This window comes from uncultured Salinisphaera sp. (assembly GCF_964012375.1).
In the GTDB taxonomy this organism is placed as follows: Bacteria; Pseudomonadota; Gammaproteobacteria; order Nevskiales; family Salinisphaeraceae; genus Salinisphaera.
Window position 1 is genome coordinate 13,273 of record NZ_CAXGSH010000050.1, and the last position, 14,480, is coordinate 27,752.

Consider the following 14,480-nt stretch of genomic DNA (forward strand, 5'->3'; position numbering starts at 1 on the left):
CTGTGTTCAGGCCGGCTTTTTCATGGCCGCACGGCGGTCCAGCCAGTCGGCCACCAACGGCCAGATTTCTGCCTGGGCAGGCTTGCTCACCACGATACCGGGGTGATCGAAGTCGACGCTGTAGCCGGTGGCGGTGCCCGCCTGCTCGAAGCGTTTGTCGACGCTGGAAAAGTGATCGATGAAACGCCGGCAGCCGGCGCTGGGATCGACACGATCGGCCGCCCCGGACACCGCGAGTACGGGCTGGCCGATACGCCGGAGCGTGTCGCGAAGATAGGAGTTTCGGCGGCCGGTTTCGACCCAGTGGGTTGCATCCATCAACGCTGCGGTCGGCTCGTTTTCCGGGCCAAGACCGGCCGCGCGGGCGGGGAAATACCCCAGCAGCCAGGCCAGGCCACGGGTGAGCCGATTGGCGGGCCAATCGAGCATACGCTTGTCGACCTCGAACTGGCTGGCAAATAGCACCAGTCCGGCGATCGCCTGCGCTTCGAGATAGCGGGCGCTGGCAAGCGCGCACATCACGCCGCCGAAGGAATGACCGATCCAGAACGCCGGCTGTGCGTAGCGCTGTTTGATGTGCGCCTGTACCGCGGGCAGATCGTATTTGACGTGGTCGATCAGCCCGGCGCGGGCGCTGCAGGGCGGCGAATCCGACAGCCCGCGGCGCTGAACGATGAATGCCTCGTAGCCGCGCCTGGCAAGATAGGCGGCCAGCCCGATCTGTCGCTCGGACAGCCAGAAGCGCCGGCCGGTGAACATGCCGGATACCAGAACCACCGGCGCCCGGGTTGCCACACCTTCGGCGCGTACCGAGGTGACAAGACAACAGCCGCCGTCGCCGGCCGCGAGCGTATGCTCGGCGATCTCGAGAGGCGGCAGCCGCGTGTCAGCCACGGGCGACGCGCCAGGCGATGGCGACCACGCAGAACGTCACCACGAGGGTGAGCAGCCGACGCAGCTGCAGGAAACCGCGACTCTGCCAGCCGCGCCGCGCGCCGTGTTCGTCGATCAGCCAGGCGGCAAGCAGGGCGGCGATCAGCAGGATGGCGCGCCAGGGGGCGGCAGTGAGCAGCGCGCCCCAGGCCACGATGGCCGGCGACACGGCCAACGTCATGTCCAGCGCCGAGGCCCGTCCTGCGGCGAGCATGCGCCCCCATTGCACGCCGCCGATGAAGGCCACGATAGTGGCCAGATACGGCAGCAGCCAGCGCAATGCGGTGCGTGCGTCCAGAGAGTAGCCGCTATAAGCGTGATAGAGGCCGGCGACGAACGGCAGTAGCGCAAGCAGGCCGAGGGCACAGGCAACGGGCAGGGCGGATCTTTTCTTGGCCATGGGAAGCGTTGAGCAGTGGGCGAAACGCGATCTTACCCGCTCATGCCGGCTTGAAGTGGCTCACCATCGCGCGCACCAGCGGTTTCATGAAATAGTTGCTCTCGGGCATGAGCGTGACCTGTACGCCTTCGGCTTCAAGGCGTTCGCCCACGAGCGGACCGACCGCCGCCACGCAGAGCCCGTTCAGGGCGCGCGTGAGCGCCGCGGCCTGGTCGTTGGCCCGGGCGACCTTGTAGAGCCGCTTGATCTGGGGTGAGCTGGTGAATGCCACCGCATCCATGTCGCCCGCCACGATACGGTCAATGAACGCCAGAACCTGCGGCGTTTCGGTTTCGTCGGCATAGACGTAGGGCGCCACCGCCTTCACCTGGGCCTGTTTGTCGCCCAGGAAATCCATCAGCGGGGTGTTCGGGTCGCTGCCATACAGCTGCACGCCGACGCGATGGCCGGCCAGGTCGGCATCGGCGAGCGCTTCGATGACGCCGGCCGTGGTTGGCTGGGTCGCGGCCACGTCGCTGCGTAGCTTGAGCGCGCGCAGTTCGCGTACGGGCTTGGGCCCGCGCGTGATCGTGCGCGCCTGACCCAGCCGGTCGACGAACGCCGTCAGTCGCGTCTGGCCGTCGCGTTCGGCGAAGTCGCGCAGGCGGCGCAGGCCTTCGCCGGTCAGCCAGATCATCTCGTCCAGACCGTTGTCGATGACGTCGTCGAGCCAGCGCGTCACGTGCGCCTGGTCCGGCGTGTCGCGGATATCGACCAGCGGGCAGCGCACTGTCAGCGCGCCGCGTCGCTCGAGCATGTCGGCGAACAGGTCGAGCTGACGCGATTCGGGCACGCCGATACGGCAGCCTTCGAGATCTCTGGCGTCGGGGGATGTCGTCATGAGTGCGTCCATGGGTGCAATAAGGTCAGTGTACCGAGTGCCGCCGCGCACGACAGTTGCCATGGCGTGACGGATGGCGTCACACTGACATCGACTATTGGCACGGTCAGGAACACGGTCCATGACGCTTGCAGTCGGTATCAGCATCGTATTCGCGCTCGCTCTGGCAGGGACGGGGTATCTGCTCTGGCGTGCCTATCGCCGGCTCGATGCGCTCAATGCACAGATCGCGCAGCTCGCGCACGATCTCGAACACGCCAACGAGGAGCTCGCCGGGGTGTTGGCCGAGGTCAGCGGCAGTCGCATCATCGTGGAGGTGATCAACCCCATGACCCTGGCCCGGGCGCGTTCACGCTGGGGCGCGGCGCTGGTGGGCGTGGCCCCGCGCATGATCCGACGACGGGTGTACGAGATCGTGGCGCGCGAGATGAAGCAACAGCTCGCCTCGCAGGGTGTCGAAGCCCATCTGGATATTTTCCACCCCACAGGCTCATGATCGTCGTCGCTGCGGTAAGCCTTGCCTTCGTCGTCGTTATCGTCGCCGCGATACGGCTGAACATGGCCATCGCCGACACCCGGGAACGCTTTCGCGTGCTGGCAGCCGGCTATGGCGATGCCGGGCTGCTGGTGAGTGCACGGAACCGCTTTCGTCGCCGCCAGGAAAGCGTCGAGCAGGTGGTCGATACCGGCACCGTTGGCCTGCAGACCGCGCATCGCACCATATCCGGCTGGTTCGGCACGCAGCACAGCGCGGATGGCATCTACGACAACGTGCGTGCATTCAATCGCAATGTCGGCCGGGCCCTGTCGGGTTTGTTCGCGCCGGGGCCGAAAAAACGCAGTGAAAGCCTGCAAGAATGGCGTGAGAAGCAGGATTCGACCGCTCGGCGCGATCGCGCTGATGACGAATCCTGACACGCGTCGCGGCGGCTGGGCTCAAGAATGAAATCGCGCCGCCGTTAATCGCAGGATGAAACGCCTCAATCGTATCGCTACCGGCGCTGCTGCCCTGATCCTGGGGCTGCCCGCTTTGGGCGCGCTGCCGCTATGGGCCCAGCCCGCCCAGCCGCAAACCTCGCAGCCGCGAACGAGCGCACATGGCCATGGGCCGCGTCCCGGCTTCGGGCATGGCGATTCCGATGCCGGCGTGCATATCTATCTACAGCCGCAAACCGAGCACTGGCCGTCTAACTACTGGCCGGACAACTATCAGCTTGACGGCTACGACGGTCAGCCCGATCGGCCCACCCGCTGCGCGGGCGAAAGCGGGCGGACCTATTCAACACGCACGGTCGAGTGTCCTGCGGGTCAGAAGGCTGTCGAAGGCGGCCGGCGCTGGTCCACCACGCCCTGAAACCCCTTGTGCCGTCGCCCCGTTGTAGGGCGCGGCAAAAAAAGTTTCATAAGGCGGCTCATACGTTAAAGGATTCGTGGCCCGGCGCCGATAGGCTCTGCAACCCAGCTCGTTGTATCGAGCACGTGTTATTCGCAGGTACGCCATGGCAGTTACATCGTCACTCGGAATCGGCTCCGGACTGGATTTGAGCTCGTTGCTCGACGGGCTGCGCAGCTCCGAGCAGCAGCGCTTGGTTCCTTTGCAGCGACAGGCAAGCAGCTACAACACCAAGCTGTCCGCCTACGGCACGCTTCAGAGCTCGCTGGCCAATTTCCAGACCGCGGCCGAATCGTTGGGCAAGGCAAGCCTCTACGAAGGGGTCAAGACCACCACCGATAGCGATGCCTTCAAGGCGGTCGCCAGCGAAAAGGCCGATCCGGGCAGCTATAGCATCGAAGTCGAGCAGCTGGCACGCAGCCAGTCGTTGGTCAGCGCCGGCCAGGCCAGTGTGGACGACAAGATCGGCAGCGGCGGCACGATTACGCTTTCGCTGGGCGATGCGTCCGGCAACGTCAGCGAAACGGTCGATATCGATCTGGCTGGCGCCGACAGCAGCCTGTCCGGCATCCGCGACGCGATCAACGGCGCCGATATCGGTATTAACGCCTCCATCGTCAACGACGGCAGTGGCACCCCGTACCGTCTGGTGCTGTCGTCCAACACCACCGGCACGGCTTCGCAGATCTCGGTGAGCGTTGCAGAAAGCAACGGTGACGGTTCCACCCCGCTGGGCGATCTGCTCAACTACGACAGCACGGCGGGCAGCGGTGCGATGAGCCAGACCGTGGCTGCGCGGGACGCCAAGCTTTCGGTCAACGGCATTGCGATCGTCAGCCAGACCAACCGGGTCGAGGAAGCCATCGAAGGCGTGACCCTCACGCTGAGCAAGACCACCAGCGAGCCCCAGTCGCTGACCGCCACCCGCGACACGGATTCCGTGAAAGCCGCGCTGGAAAAGTTCGTCAAGGCCTATAACAGCGTCAATACGTTGTCGGACAAGCTCACCGCCTTCGACAGCGAGAAAGAGATCAGCGGGGTGCTGCTGGGCGACTCGACCGCGCGTACCGCGGAAACGCGAGTGCGCGGTGCGCTGAACACGCCGATCAGCGGCGGTGCCTTTTCCAGCCTGGCGGAAATCGGCATCAGCCTGCAGCGCGACGGCACCATGAAGATCGACGACGAAAAGCTCGACAAGGCGCTGGCGAACAACCTCGCCGATGTCGGTCAGCTGCTGGCCGGCAAGGACGAAAGCGGCGGTCTGTCGAAGGTGCTGGTATCCACGCTGGATGCCGTCGCAGGTGAGCAGGGTCTGCTGCAGTCGGCCAGCAACGGCATGAAAACCCGCATCGACAATCTCACAGAAAGCATGGAGCGCGAACAGGAGTCGATCGATTCCACCATCGCGCGCTATCAAAAGCAGTTCGTGCAGCTCGACTCGATCATGGCGTCGATCAACTCGACCAGCAATTACCTCACCCAGCAATTCGCATCGCTCAACAAATCGAGCGATTAGGCATTAATAGCAAGGAACGCTCATGGCTTCTTACGCAAATCGCGCGGCAAGTGCATACAAGAAACTCGGCGTCGAGACCGACGCCATGAGTGCCAGCCCGCACCAGTTGATCGTACTGCTGTTCGACGGCGCGCGCAGCGCTCTCGGGCGTGCGCAGTGGGCGATCTCCCAGAACGACGCGGCCGGCAAGGGCCAGGCGTTGTCCAAGGCCATCGACATCATCGAACTCGGCCTGCGGGCAGCGTTGGATATCGAGCGCGGTGGCGAGATCGCCGAGCGTCTGGATTCGCTTTACGACTATATGACCCGCACTTTGATCCGTGCCAATATCCATAGCGATGCGTCGAAGATCGCGCACGTGGACACGCTGCTCGAGGATATCGGTTCGGCATGGAAGCAGATCGGCACCGCCCCGTCGATGCCGTCGGTTGCTGCCGTCCAGTCCGCCCCTTCGCTACAGCAGGCTTGAGGCCATGAATCAACAGCAACAGGAAATCGTCGCCGGCTACGCCGCGCTGCTCGAGCTCAACCAGCGCATGATCGAGATCGCCGTCGCCGGCGATTGGGAAGAGCTGGTCGAGATGAAAAGCGAACACCTCTGCCAGGTGGAAACGCTGATGAACATCGAATACGACGTGACCGTCAACGAAGCGTTTCGCGAAGCCAAGCGTGCCGTATTGATCCAGATCGCGGCCAGCGAGCAGGAGCTGCGCGATCGGCTACAGCAGCGCATGGACGAACTGTCCGGCGCCATCTGTCAGGCGCGCTCGCAGCGGCGGGTCAAGAACGCCTACGAAAAGGCCGCGATCGGCTAGCGCCGGTCGTGCCGGTTCTAACGTTCAAGCGATGATGCTGCTGTGAGCACGATCACGCCGATGCTCGATACGCTGTTGCCGCAGGTGCTCGGGCGCCGTGCGGACATGGCGCGGTTTACCGGCGCGCGAGCGAATGTCCCGCTCGGCCCGGTGGACCCCGTGGCCAGCGTTAGAACGGACGGCTTCGATCGGCCGACTCCGGGCACGGCTTCGGACGGCCTGCGCGGTCGCGGCGCGCCGACCGAGGACGCCGCGGCCGGCAACGCGGGGGCGCGGCGCGCGCCCAACGGGCCGGCTACGCGTGAAATCGCACAGAGCGGGCGTTATCTGCCCGCAGCCCGGCCCGAGCCGGGCCAGTCCTCTAACACGAGCGGCGAATCCGCCCGTGCCCAGCTCAGCCGCGAGGGTGGCTTGATCGCTTCATTGCTGGCGCGCCGCGACGCACCCGTGGCGCATACCACGCCGGCCCATGCGGCCGCGCTGTTCGGCGCTGCGCGCGTGCCGGCCACGCCGATTCTGGCCTCCATTCTTGGGCAGCAGGTCGCACATAGCGGGCTGTTTTACGAGTCGCATCTGAGCAAGTGGTTCGAAGGCCAGCGTCCGTTGTCGGAACTGCTTCAGGAACCGCATAACCAGAAACAGCCGGCGTCTGCCGCAAGTGAGTCTGCTTCCTCCTCGGCTCGTATGTCGGGCCCAGGCGCCCGCCAGGCTGTGGCGGCGCAATCCCAGGCCAATGCGCTGCTCGCCCCGGGCGCGTTCGAGCGCGGCGCAGCTGACGCACGCGGCGACAACGGCCGCGGCGATGTCGTCGACGAGCGTCTGCTCTCGGTGGTACGTCAGCAGCTCGACGTGCTCAGCAATCCGGTGTTTCGTTGGCATGGCGCGGCTTGGCCGGGTGTCGACATGCGCTGGGAGATTCACGAGAACGGCGACGACGCCACCGACGGCCAGGCGCGCAAGTCTGAAGCAGACGACAAGCCCTCTTTCTCGACTCGCCTGAGCCTTGATCTGCCCCGGCTGGGTACGATCGAAGTCGCGCTCAATCTCGCCGGTGGGGGCATCGAGGTCTATGCCTATGCATCGAGCGAGCAGGGGGCCGCGGCGGTTTCGCCTGCAACCGGTGAATTGAAGGAACGCTTCGAACAGGCCGGATTCACCCGTGCCTACGTCGAACTACTGGAGGCAGGCCTGTCATGAGCGCTCTCGATCGATCCAATGTGGAAGACGACCGGGCCAGCGTCGTCGCCCTGCGTTACGGCGAAAACGACGACGCACCGCGCGTCGTGGCCAAGGGCTATGGCGACATCGCCCAGGCCATCATGGACCGCGCGCAAAAGCACGGTTTGCATGTGCACCGTTCGCCCGAACTGGTGCGTCTGCTCATGCGCGTCGATCTCGACGATCGTATCCCGCCCGAGCTGTATCTCGCCGTCGCGGAGCTGCTGGCCTGGGTATACCGGCTGGAAACCGCAGCCGAAGCGAACGCGTAGAACTCAGCGCAGGTCGCGTCATAGACGACCGTTTTGTGCTCGTCTTACCAGTACACAATTCAATATGGAATAATGGGCTGTCGCCTAATGGCGACAGGTCGACGCTGTACGTCTTTGCTTTTTGCAGCGCCCTGTAGCATTTTGATGATGGTGTTTGGGAATATTTAACCGGGAAATGTGCGTTTTCACATTTGAAACGTGGAAAGTTTCACGTACATAATCGAGGTCGGCGCGAAAAGGCAGGGCGCACACGTAGAGGACGGCCGTTTCAAACAGGCGATTCGCCCACAATTCAAGAGGCCGCTTTGTGCAGCACGGCGCTTCTGCGGGGAGGCATGAATGAGTGTTGATCATCTACTCGATGATGTTCGCGATCTGAATCTGTCCTATCTGATTCTTATGCAGCGTCTGATCAATACCGATCGGGAGCTGGCCATGTTCCGGCTGAAAATCGACGAGGACATGGCGGATCTGCTCAGCCAGATTCCGGTGGCCGATCTGGCCAAACTCGCTCGTTGCAATCAGCTTCTCTGCCATTTCTCGTTGGATAGCGCCGAACAGCTTTTTGCGCTGGTCAACGCACCGCGCGACGACGACATGCGGCGCTTGCATGCCGGCATTCTGTTGTCGTCGCAGAACAAGCGCAAAAGCGATCGCCGCGGTGGTGAACGTCGCGAGGGCGGCGATCGCCGCGATTCGGTGGCAGCTGAAAGCGGCGACGTACCCGCGCGGCGCAAGCAGCCGCGCCGTGAAGCTGATCGCGAAGCCGAGCGTAAAAGCGGTAGCGGCGAAGGGTAGCCACGAGCCGCATGAGCACGACCAGCAAAAGCGTCATAGACGAAGCCAAGCAGATCGGCCTGGCCATCGAGCTTATTGAGCTGGGCGCGCGTCTTCAGGTGCTGCAGACCGAAACCGACATCAGCCGGCGACGGTTGATCAACCTGTACAAGGAAATTCACGGCGTTTCGCCGCCCAAGGGCATGCTGCCGTTCTCGACCGACTGGTACGTGACCTGGCTGCCCAATATCCACTCGTCGCTGTTCTATAACACCTATCGCTATCTGCGGCGCCGCGAGGAACGCAGCCGCATGGAAGCGGTGGTGAATGCCTATCGTCTCTACAACGAGCAGACGCCGTTGCAGGAGGATGGCAAGCCCGTACTCAGCCTGACCCGGGCCTGGATGCTGGTGCGCTTTTTCGAAAGCGACATGATGATGCTGTCGGTATGCAACCGCTGCAAGGGCAAGTTCGTGAATCGCGCTTATAGCCTCGATCAGGATTTTGTCTGCGGTATTTGCCAGCCACCATCGCGGGCCGGCAAGACGCTCAAGAAGACGAAAAAGCGCGCAGCCAAGGAATAAGCACGCGCTATCGACGCCAGTTCGCGGTATCGATTCATTCAAGCTCGTCGCCTGTCGGCCGCTAACCTTCCTAGAGATTGCCGGTCCGTATCTACGGCCATGTCCAGTCAGGGAAGGCGACAGTGCTAATACTCGTGGGTTACGTCATCGTCATCGGGTCCGTGCTCGGCGGCTACGCTATGGTCGGCGGGCATATGGGCGCGCTGTATCAGCCGGCCGAGCTGGTCATTATCTTCGGCGCCGGTATCGGCGCGTTCGTTGCGGCCAATAACGGCAAGGGCATCAGCGCGACCATGCGCACCCTGCCGCGGTTGATGCGCGGTTCGCAGTACTCCAAGGAGATCTGCGTGGATCTGATGACCCTGCTTTATCTGCTGCTGGCCAAGGCGCGCCAGTCCGGGATGATGTCGCTCGAACAGGATATCGAGAACCCGAGCGAAAGCACGTTGTTTTCGGCCTATCCGAAGCTGGTTCAGGACAAGCTGGTCATGGACTTTCTGACCGATTATCTGCGCCTGATGATCAGCGGCAACATGGACGCCTTCGAAATCGAAGCGTTGATGGACCACGAGATCGAAACCTTCCAGCACGAGGCCGAGATTCCGGCCCACGGCCTGGCGGCCATGGGCGATTCGTTGCCGGCTTTCGGCATCGTGGCCGCGGTCATGGGCGTGGTCCACGCGCTTGGCTCGGCCGCGCTCGACCCGTCCGAAATCGGCCCGCTGATCGCCCATGCCATGGTCGGCACGTTCCTGGGCATTCTGCTGGCCTACGGTTTTGTCAGTCCGCTGGCCGCGCGCGTGCGTTCGCAGGTGGAAGAGGTCGTCAAGATCATGCAGAGCGTCAAGGTGACGCTGCTGGCCAACCTCAACGGCTACGCGCCGCCGCTGTCGATCGAGTTTGGCCGCAAGGCCCTGTTCTCGACCGAGCGCCCGTCCTTCAGCGAGCTTGAAGAGCATGTGCGCGGCGTCAAGAGCGGCGGCTCGGCCCAGGCGTCCTCGTGAGCGATCCGCATAAACGACCGATCGTCATTCGCCGCAAGAAGGCGGCGAGTCATGGCTCTCATGGTGCGTGGAAGATCGCCTATGCCGATTTCATGACCGCGATGATGGCGTTCTTCCTGGTCATGTGGCTGCTGTCCGGCCTGAGTGCCTCGGAGCGCGAAGAAGTCGGCGAGTATTTCCGTACGCCGCTCAAGGTTGCGATGATGGGGGGCGACAAGGCCTCGGCCAGCAACAGCGCCATTCCCGGCGGCGGCGACGATCCCATGCATTCGGAAGGCGAGGTATCGCTGACGTCCCCGAATGCGACCAACTACCGGCCCAGTCATCGGCCGTTGCGTGATCTGCAGGACAGCCTGGAATCGATGATTCATTCGGATCCCGCATTGGACGACCTGAGCTCGCAGCTCAGTCTCAAGGTGGTGGAAGACGGATTGCTGATTCAGATCAGCGACGATAACCGGCGGCCGATGTTCGGGCTGGGCAGCGCAGAGCCGGCGCCCTATATCCGTTCGCTGTTATCGAAAATCGCGCCCAAACTCAACGAGTTTCCCAACCCGATCACCCTGACCGGGCATACCGACGATCTGCGATTTGCCTCGGGCGATCGCCAGTACAGCAACTGGGAGCTGTCGACCGACCGCGCCAACGCGGCGCGGCGTGCGCTCATCCAGGGCGGCATGCAGGCCGACAAGCTGATACGGGTCATTGGCGCGGCCGCCACCGCGAGCCGGCCCGGTATCGACTCACCGGCCGCGCCCGGCAACCGTCGGATCAGCATTCTGGTACTCAACGAGCACGCCCAGCACCGGCTCGAGGAAGAGAGCCTGCCGGTCGGCGACACATTGTCTGTCGATGCCGAAGCGCCGGATACCGATCGCATGGTGAAGGCCGATGCGAATAAGGTCGTCGTTGAAGGACAATCGGGCTGAATCGCAGCAAATTGCCATCTATCCGCAGGATATGCCGATAGACGATTTTCGAGCTGAACGCGCGTATGCGAATGCATGAGCGCAGCGTCCAGCGGTCGCGCAACCATTGTAAATAAACGTCCGGCAGGTGGCGGCGTCTGTTTTCTCATCGCCTTGAAAACAGCGGATCAAGGCAGCTGCCCGGATGACGAATTAATAATTGTTTGATCGAAGGCTAAAGGTCGCGCGCGATTGAACGATATTTGCTGGGACAGTTCGCTCACCAGTGCAAGCGGAATAATCAAGCATGACACTAGATATCGCCGAGTTCTATCAGACCTTTTTCGACGAGGCGGACGAGCTGCTCGATGAAATGGAGCGTCTGCTAATCAATCTCGATATTGATGCGCCTGATAGCGAAGACCTCAACGCCATCTTTCGGGCCGCCCATTCGATCAAGGGCGGGGCGGGCACCTTCGGGTTTACCCATTTGCAGGAGACCACGCATCTGCTGGAAAACCTGCTCGACCGGGCGCGTCATGGCGAACTCGTGCTCGACCGTGCCGCGATCGACCTGTTTCTCGAATGCCGCGACGTGCTCGCTGGCCAGATCGATGCCTATCGGGCCGCCGAAGAGCCTGACCAGAACGCATACGAAGACATGGCCCAGCGGCTACGAACGCTCGACGAGCAGGGCAGTGCCGCATTGGCGAACGCCGCGTCGGCCGTCGACAAGCCGGTAGGCGACGTGGCACCGGCCGGCCCGGTTGCCTTGCCCGAAGGCATGGTCCGGTCGGTTTCGATCAGCGGTATCGCAGAAGACAAGTGCTCGACGCTGGTCGAAGAGCTCGGGCTGTTTGGCGACATCGAAAGCCAGACCTACGAAGGCGATACGTTGACCGTGATGCTGGCCCAGCCGGCCGCGGCTGATGATATCGAATCGGTGCTGTGCTTCATCATCGATGCCGAGCAGCTGAGCTTCGGCGCGGCCGAAGCGGTGGTCGCCGATAGCGCCGAGTCCGACGATACCCACGCCGAGGATGTGGTGGCCCAGGCGGTCAGCGAAGCGGTGGCCGCCGAACGCGACAACAAGCCGCAGGACAAGGCCAGCGCATCCGAGGACAAGGCGCCGGCGGCTGCACCGGCGGCCGCCGGCAAGCCCAAAGCGGCTAATAAATCGTCGGCGGAATCCAGTTCGTTGCGGGTATCCACCGAGAAGGTCGACGAAATCATCAACCTCGTCGGCGAGCTGGTTATTACGCAGTCCATGCTGGAACAGACCATTGGCGGTCTGGACAGCGAGGCCCACGGGGCACTGCTCGAAGGGCTCAACCAGCTCCAGCGCAACGCGCGCGATCTGCAGGAAGCGGTGATGTCGGTGCGCATGATGCCCATGGACTATGCCTTCAACCGTTTCCCACGGCTGGTACGCGACCTCAGCAGCAAGCTGGGCAAGCAAATCAACCTGGTCACCGAGGGCGAATCGACCGAGCTCGACAAGGGCCTGATCGAGCGGATCATGGATCCGATGACCCATCTTGTGCGCAACAGCCTCGATCACGGCATCGAAACGCCGGAACGGCGCAAGGCCGCCGGCAAACCCGCCGCCGGCACGCTGACACTGGCGGCCCAGCATCAGGGCGGCAGCATCCTCATCGATATTTCCGATGACGGCGCCGGGCTCAACCGTGAACGGATTCTGGCCAAGGCGCGCCAGAACGGGCTGGCGGTCAGCGATTCGATGAGCGATGACGAAGTCTGGCAGCTGATCTTCGCGCCGGGGTTCTCGACCGCCGAGGCGGTTACCGACGTATCGGGACGCGGCGTCGGCATGGACGTGGTCAAGCGCAATATTCAGGAACTCGGCGGCCATGTGGATATTCGATCCACGTTCGGCCAGGGCACGACCATTCGCATCGTGCTACCGCTAACGCTGGCGATCATGGACGGCATGCTCATTCGCGTGGGCGAAGAGGTGTTCATCATGCCGCTCGGCGCGATCAAGGAATCCATGCAGGTCCAGGCCGACCAGCTCAAGCGCGTGGGCCAGGACAAACAGCTGGTCTACGTGCGCGGCGAATATCTGCCGCTGGTGGAAATGCATCGCGTATTCGATATCGACAATGCCCAGAGCGACGTACTGCGCGGCATCGTCATGGTGATCGAAAGCGAGGGCCGCTATTTCACGCTACTCGTGGATGAGCTGCTCGGTCAGCGCCAAGTAGTGGTCAAGAATCTTGAAACGAACTACCGCAAGGTCGTCGGCATTTCTGCCGCCACCATCCTCGGCGACGGCAGCGTCGCCCTGATTCTCGACGTGGTTGCGCTGTCCCGCGCAGGTCGTCAGAGCGAAACCCAGGTACAGCGGGCAGCGCTGGCCTGATTCTCATACATACATGACGTTATACGGAGTAAACGACATGGCTGAAGTCATTGCTAACGACGCAGCGCGTGATGCGGCTGCGGACATGGAAGTCCTGGTTTTCGCGCTGGGTGGCGAAGAATACGGCGTGGACATCCTCAAAGTGCAGGAGATTCGCGGCTACAACCAGGTAACCCGTATCGCCAACGTGCCCGATTTCGTCAAGGGCGTGACCAACCTGCGCGGCAGTATCGTTCCCATTATCGATGCGCGCATCAAGTTCGGTCTGGAGAATGCGGCCTACGACCAGCATACCGTCGTAATCGTGTTGAACGTGGGCGAGCGGGTGGTCGGCGTGGTCGTCGACAGCGTGTCCGACGTGCTCACGCTCACCCCGGAGCAGATCAAGCCCGCGCCGGATTTCGGCGTCGCCGCGGCAACCGAGCACGTGCTTGGCCTGGGCAGCGTCGATGACCGCATGCTTATTCTCGTGGATATCGATCGCATGATGAGCAGCAGCGAACTGGCCATCGTTGAAGAGGTCGAGGCCATCGCCTGAGCCCGGCGTCGTGTGAAGCCGATAGGTTCATGGCATCGCCGAAAAGCGCTGCGCCGTCTGGGCGTGGCGCTTTTTTTGTTTTCATAACCTTCTGATTAAGTAGTGTATTAAAGAAAAACCGCTTTCGGTCGATGCTAGCTACAGGCCCGCTCATCCGTCGATACCCCGTGTATTCGGCGGTGGTTCATGCAGGCCACGTACCGCAAGGAGGCACACCCGTGCTGGCTGTTCAGACCGAACGTGATTTACTACTCACCGCCGAGGACTTCGAGTGCGTGCGCAAGCTCATACATGCGCGCGCGGGTATTTCACTGGCCCCTCACAAGACCGAAATGGTCTACAGCCGGCTGGCCAAACGCGTACGCGTGCTCGGCCATACGCGTTTTCGCGACTATCTGGCCATGCTTCAGGCCGATGCGAATCACCCCGAATGGGAACAGTTCGTCAATGCGTTGACGACAAATCTGACCTCGTTCTTTCGCGAAGCCCACCATTTCCCGTTGCTGGCGGCGCACGCGAATGCACGAAAAGAGCCGCTCAAGGTCTGGACCTGTGCGGCCTCCACCGGCGAAGAGCCCTACTCCATCGCGATCACGCTGGCCGAGGCGATGGGCACGGGCTCGCGTGCGGCGAGTATTCTCGCCACCGATATCGATACGCGCGCCATTGAAGTCGCACGCCGCGGTATCTACTCGATGAACGATGTCAGCAAGATGAGCCCGGAGCGGCTGCAGCGGTTCTTTCTCAAGGGCACGGGCGAGCGCGCCGGCATGGTGCGCGTGCAGCCGAGCCTGAGCCAGAACATCACTTTTCGTGCGCTCAACCTGCTCGACGCGAACTGGAATATCGAAGGTCCGCT

General features: G+C 62.7%; 18 protein-coding genes. 15 read left to right on the plus strand and 3 right to left on the minus strand.

Annotated elements, in window-relative coordinates; translation table 11 throughout:
* Nucleotides 1-6 precede the first annotated feature (6 nt).
* From ABNU97_RS10150 to ABNU97_RS10160, 3 genes are read right to left on the minus strand one after another with little or no spacing between them, the layout of a single operon-like run.
* A complete protein-coding gene (locus ABNU97_RS10150; RefSeq protein ID WP_348766616.1) occupies nucleotides 7-894 on the minus strand; it encodes an alpha/beta fold hydrolase in 888 nt (295 codons plus the stop codon).
* Complete coding sequence (locus ABNU97_RS10155; RefSeq protein WP_348766617.1) at nucleotides 887-1,333, minus strand: DUF3429 domain-containing protein; 447 nt, start codon at nucleotides 1,331-1,333, stop codon at nucleotides 887-889. Before ABNU97_RS10155 ends, ABNU97_RS10150 begins: the two co-directional genes overlap by 8 nt.
* 40 nt (nucleotides 1,334-1,373) lie before the next feature.
* Entirely contained in the window at nucleotides 1,374-2,213 is an 840-nt protein-coding gene (locus ABNU97_RS10160) for a uroporphyrinogen-III synthase (RefSeq protein WP_348766618.1), read from the minus strand.
* A gap of 121 nt (nucleotides 2,214-2,334) precedes the next feature.
* On the opposite strand from ABNU97_RS10160, the gene ABNU97_RS10165 reads away from it, so the two are divergent.
* The 15 genes from ABNU97_RS10165 to ABNU97_RS10235 form a co-directional block, all read left to right on the plus strand.
* Entirely contained in the window at nucleotides 2,335-2,709 is a 375-nt protein-coding gene (locus tag ABNU97_RS10165) for a hypothetical protein (protein ID WP_348766619.1), read from the plus strand.
* The gene (locus tag ABNU97_RS10170) at nucleotides 2,706-3,128 is read left to right on the plus strand and encodes a hypothetical protein (RefSeq protein WP_348766620.1); all 423 of its coding nucleotides are present in this window, start codon (nucleotides 2,706-2,708) and stop codon (nucleotides 3,126-3,128) included. Before ABNU97_RS10165 ends, ABNU97_RS10170 begins: the two co-directional genes overlap by 4 nt.
* Before the next feature lie 55 nt (nucleotides 3,129-3,183).
* Complete coding sequence (locus ABNU97_RS10175) at nucleotides 3,184-3,567, plus strand: hypothetical protein (RefSeq protein WP_348766621.1); 384 nt, start codon at nucleotides 3,184-3,186, stop codon at nucleotides 3,565-3,567.
* A 145-nt stretch (nucleotides 3,568-3,712) separates the two neighbouring features.
* Nucleotides 3,713-5,122 (plus strand): flagellar filament capping protein FliD, encoded by a 1,410-nt coding sequence (fliD, locus tag ABNU97_RS10180; RefSeq protein WP_348766622.1) that lies wholly within the window; start codon nucleotides 3,713-3,715, stop codon nucleotides 5,120-5,122.
* 22 nt (nucleotides 5,123-5,144) lie between these two features.
* Nucleotides 5,145-5,591, plus strand: coding sequence for a flagellar export chaperone FliS (gene fliS, locus ABNU97_RS10185; protein ID WP_348766623.1), 447 nt, complete (start codon nucleotides 5,145-5,147; stop codon nucleotides 5,589-5,591).
* 4 nt (nucleotides 5,592-5,595) lie between these two features.
* Nucleotides 5,596-5,937: a flagellar protein FliT gene (fliT, locus tag ABNU97_RS10190; protein ID WP_348766624.1), complete on the plus strand. Its 342-nt coding sequence runs from the start codon at nucleotides 5,596-5,598 to the stop codon at nucleotides 5,935-5,937.
* Between the two features lie 42 nt (nucleotides 5,938-5,979).
* Nucleotides 5,980-7,134 carry a flagellar hook-length control protein FliK gene (locus ABNU97_RS10195; protein ID WP_348766625.1) on the plus strand — a complete coding sequence of 385 codons (1,155 nt, stop codon included), beginning with the start codon at nucleotides 5,980-5,982 and terminating at the stop codon, nucleotides 7,132-7,134.
* Nucleotides 7,131-7,427, plus strand: coding sequence for an EscU/YscU/HrcU family type III secretion system export apparatus switch protein (locus ABNU97_RS10200; RefSeq protein ID WP_348766626.1), 297 nt, complete (start codon nucleotides 7,131-7,133; stop codon nucleotides 7,425-7,427). The genes ABNU97_RS10195 and ABNU97_RS10200 overlap by 4 nt, the downstream gene beginning before the upstream one ends.
* 339 nt (nucleotides 7,428-7,766) lie before the next feature.
* Nucleotides 7,767-8,225 (plus strand): flagellar transcriptional regulator FlhD, encoded by a 459-nt coding sequence (gene flhD / locus ABNU97_RS10205; RefSeq protein WP_348766627.1) that lies wholly within the window; start codon nucleotides 7,767-7,769, stop codon nucleotides 8,223-8,225.
* 11 nt (nucleotides 8,226-8,236) lie between these two features.
* On the plus strand, nucleotides 8,237-8,788 hold the full coding sequence (gene flhC, locus ABNU97_RS10210) for a flagellar transcriptional regulator FlhC (RefSeq protein ID WP_348766628.1): 552 nt from the start codon (nucleotides 8,237-8,239) through the stop codon (nucleotides 8,786-8,788).
* Between the two features lie 122 nt (nucleotides 8,789-8,910).
* Nucleotides 8,911-9,792, plus strand: a complete 882-nt coding sequence (gene motA, locus ABNU97_RS10215; protein ID WP_348766629.1) for a flagellar motor stator protein MotA — start codon at nucleotides 8,911-8,913, stop codon at nucleotides 9,790-9,792.
* Nucleotides 9,789-10,721 (plus strand): flagellar motor protein MotB, encoded by a 933-nt coding sequence (gene motB, locus ABNU97_RS10220; RefSeq protein WP_348766630.1) that lies wholly within the window; start codon nucleotides 9,789-9,791, stop codon nucleotides 10,719-10,721. The genes motA and motB overlap by 4 nt, the downstream gene beginning before the upstream one ends.
* A gap of 286 nt (nucleotides 10,722-11,007) precedes the next feature.
* On the plus strand, nucleotides 11,008-13,083 hold the full coding sequence (cheA, locus tag ABNU97_RS10225) for a chemotaxis protein CheA (RefSeq protein WP_348766631.1): 2,076 nt from the start codon (nucleotides 11,008-11,010) through the stop codon (nucleotides 13,081-13,083).
* A gap of 37 nt (nucleotides 13,084-13,120) precedes the next feature.
* On the plus strand, nucleotides 13,121-13,621 hold the full coding sequence (locus tag ABNU97_RS10230; RefSeq protein ID WP_348766632.1) for a chemotaxis protein CheW: 501 nt from the start codon (nucleotides 13,121-13,123) through the stop codon (nucleotides 13,619-13,621).
* Between the two features lie 218 nt (nucleotides 13,622-13,839).
* A partial coding sequence (locus ABNU97_RS10235) for a CheR family methyltransferase (RefSeq protein ID WP_348766633.1) occupies nucleotides 13,840-14,480 on the plus strand: 641 nt, incomplete at its 3' end.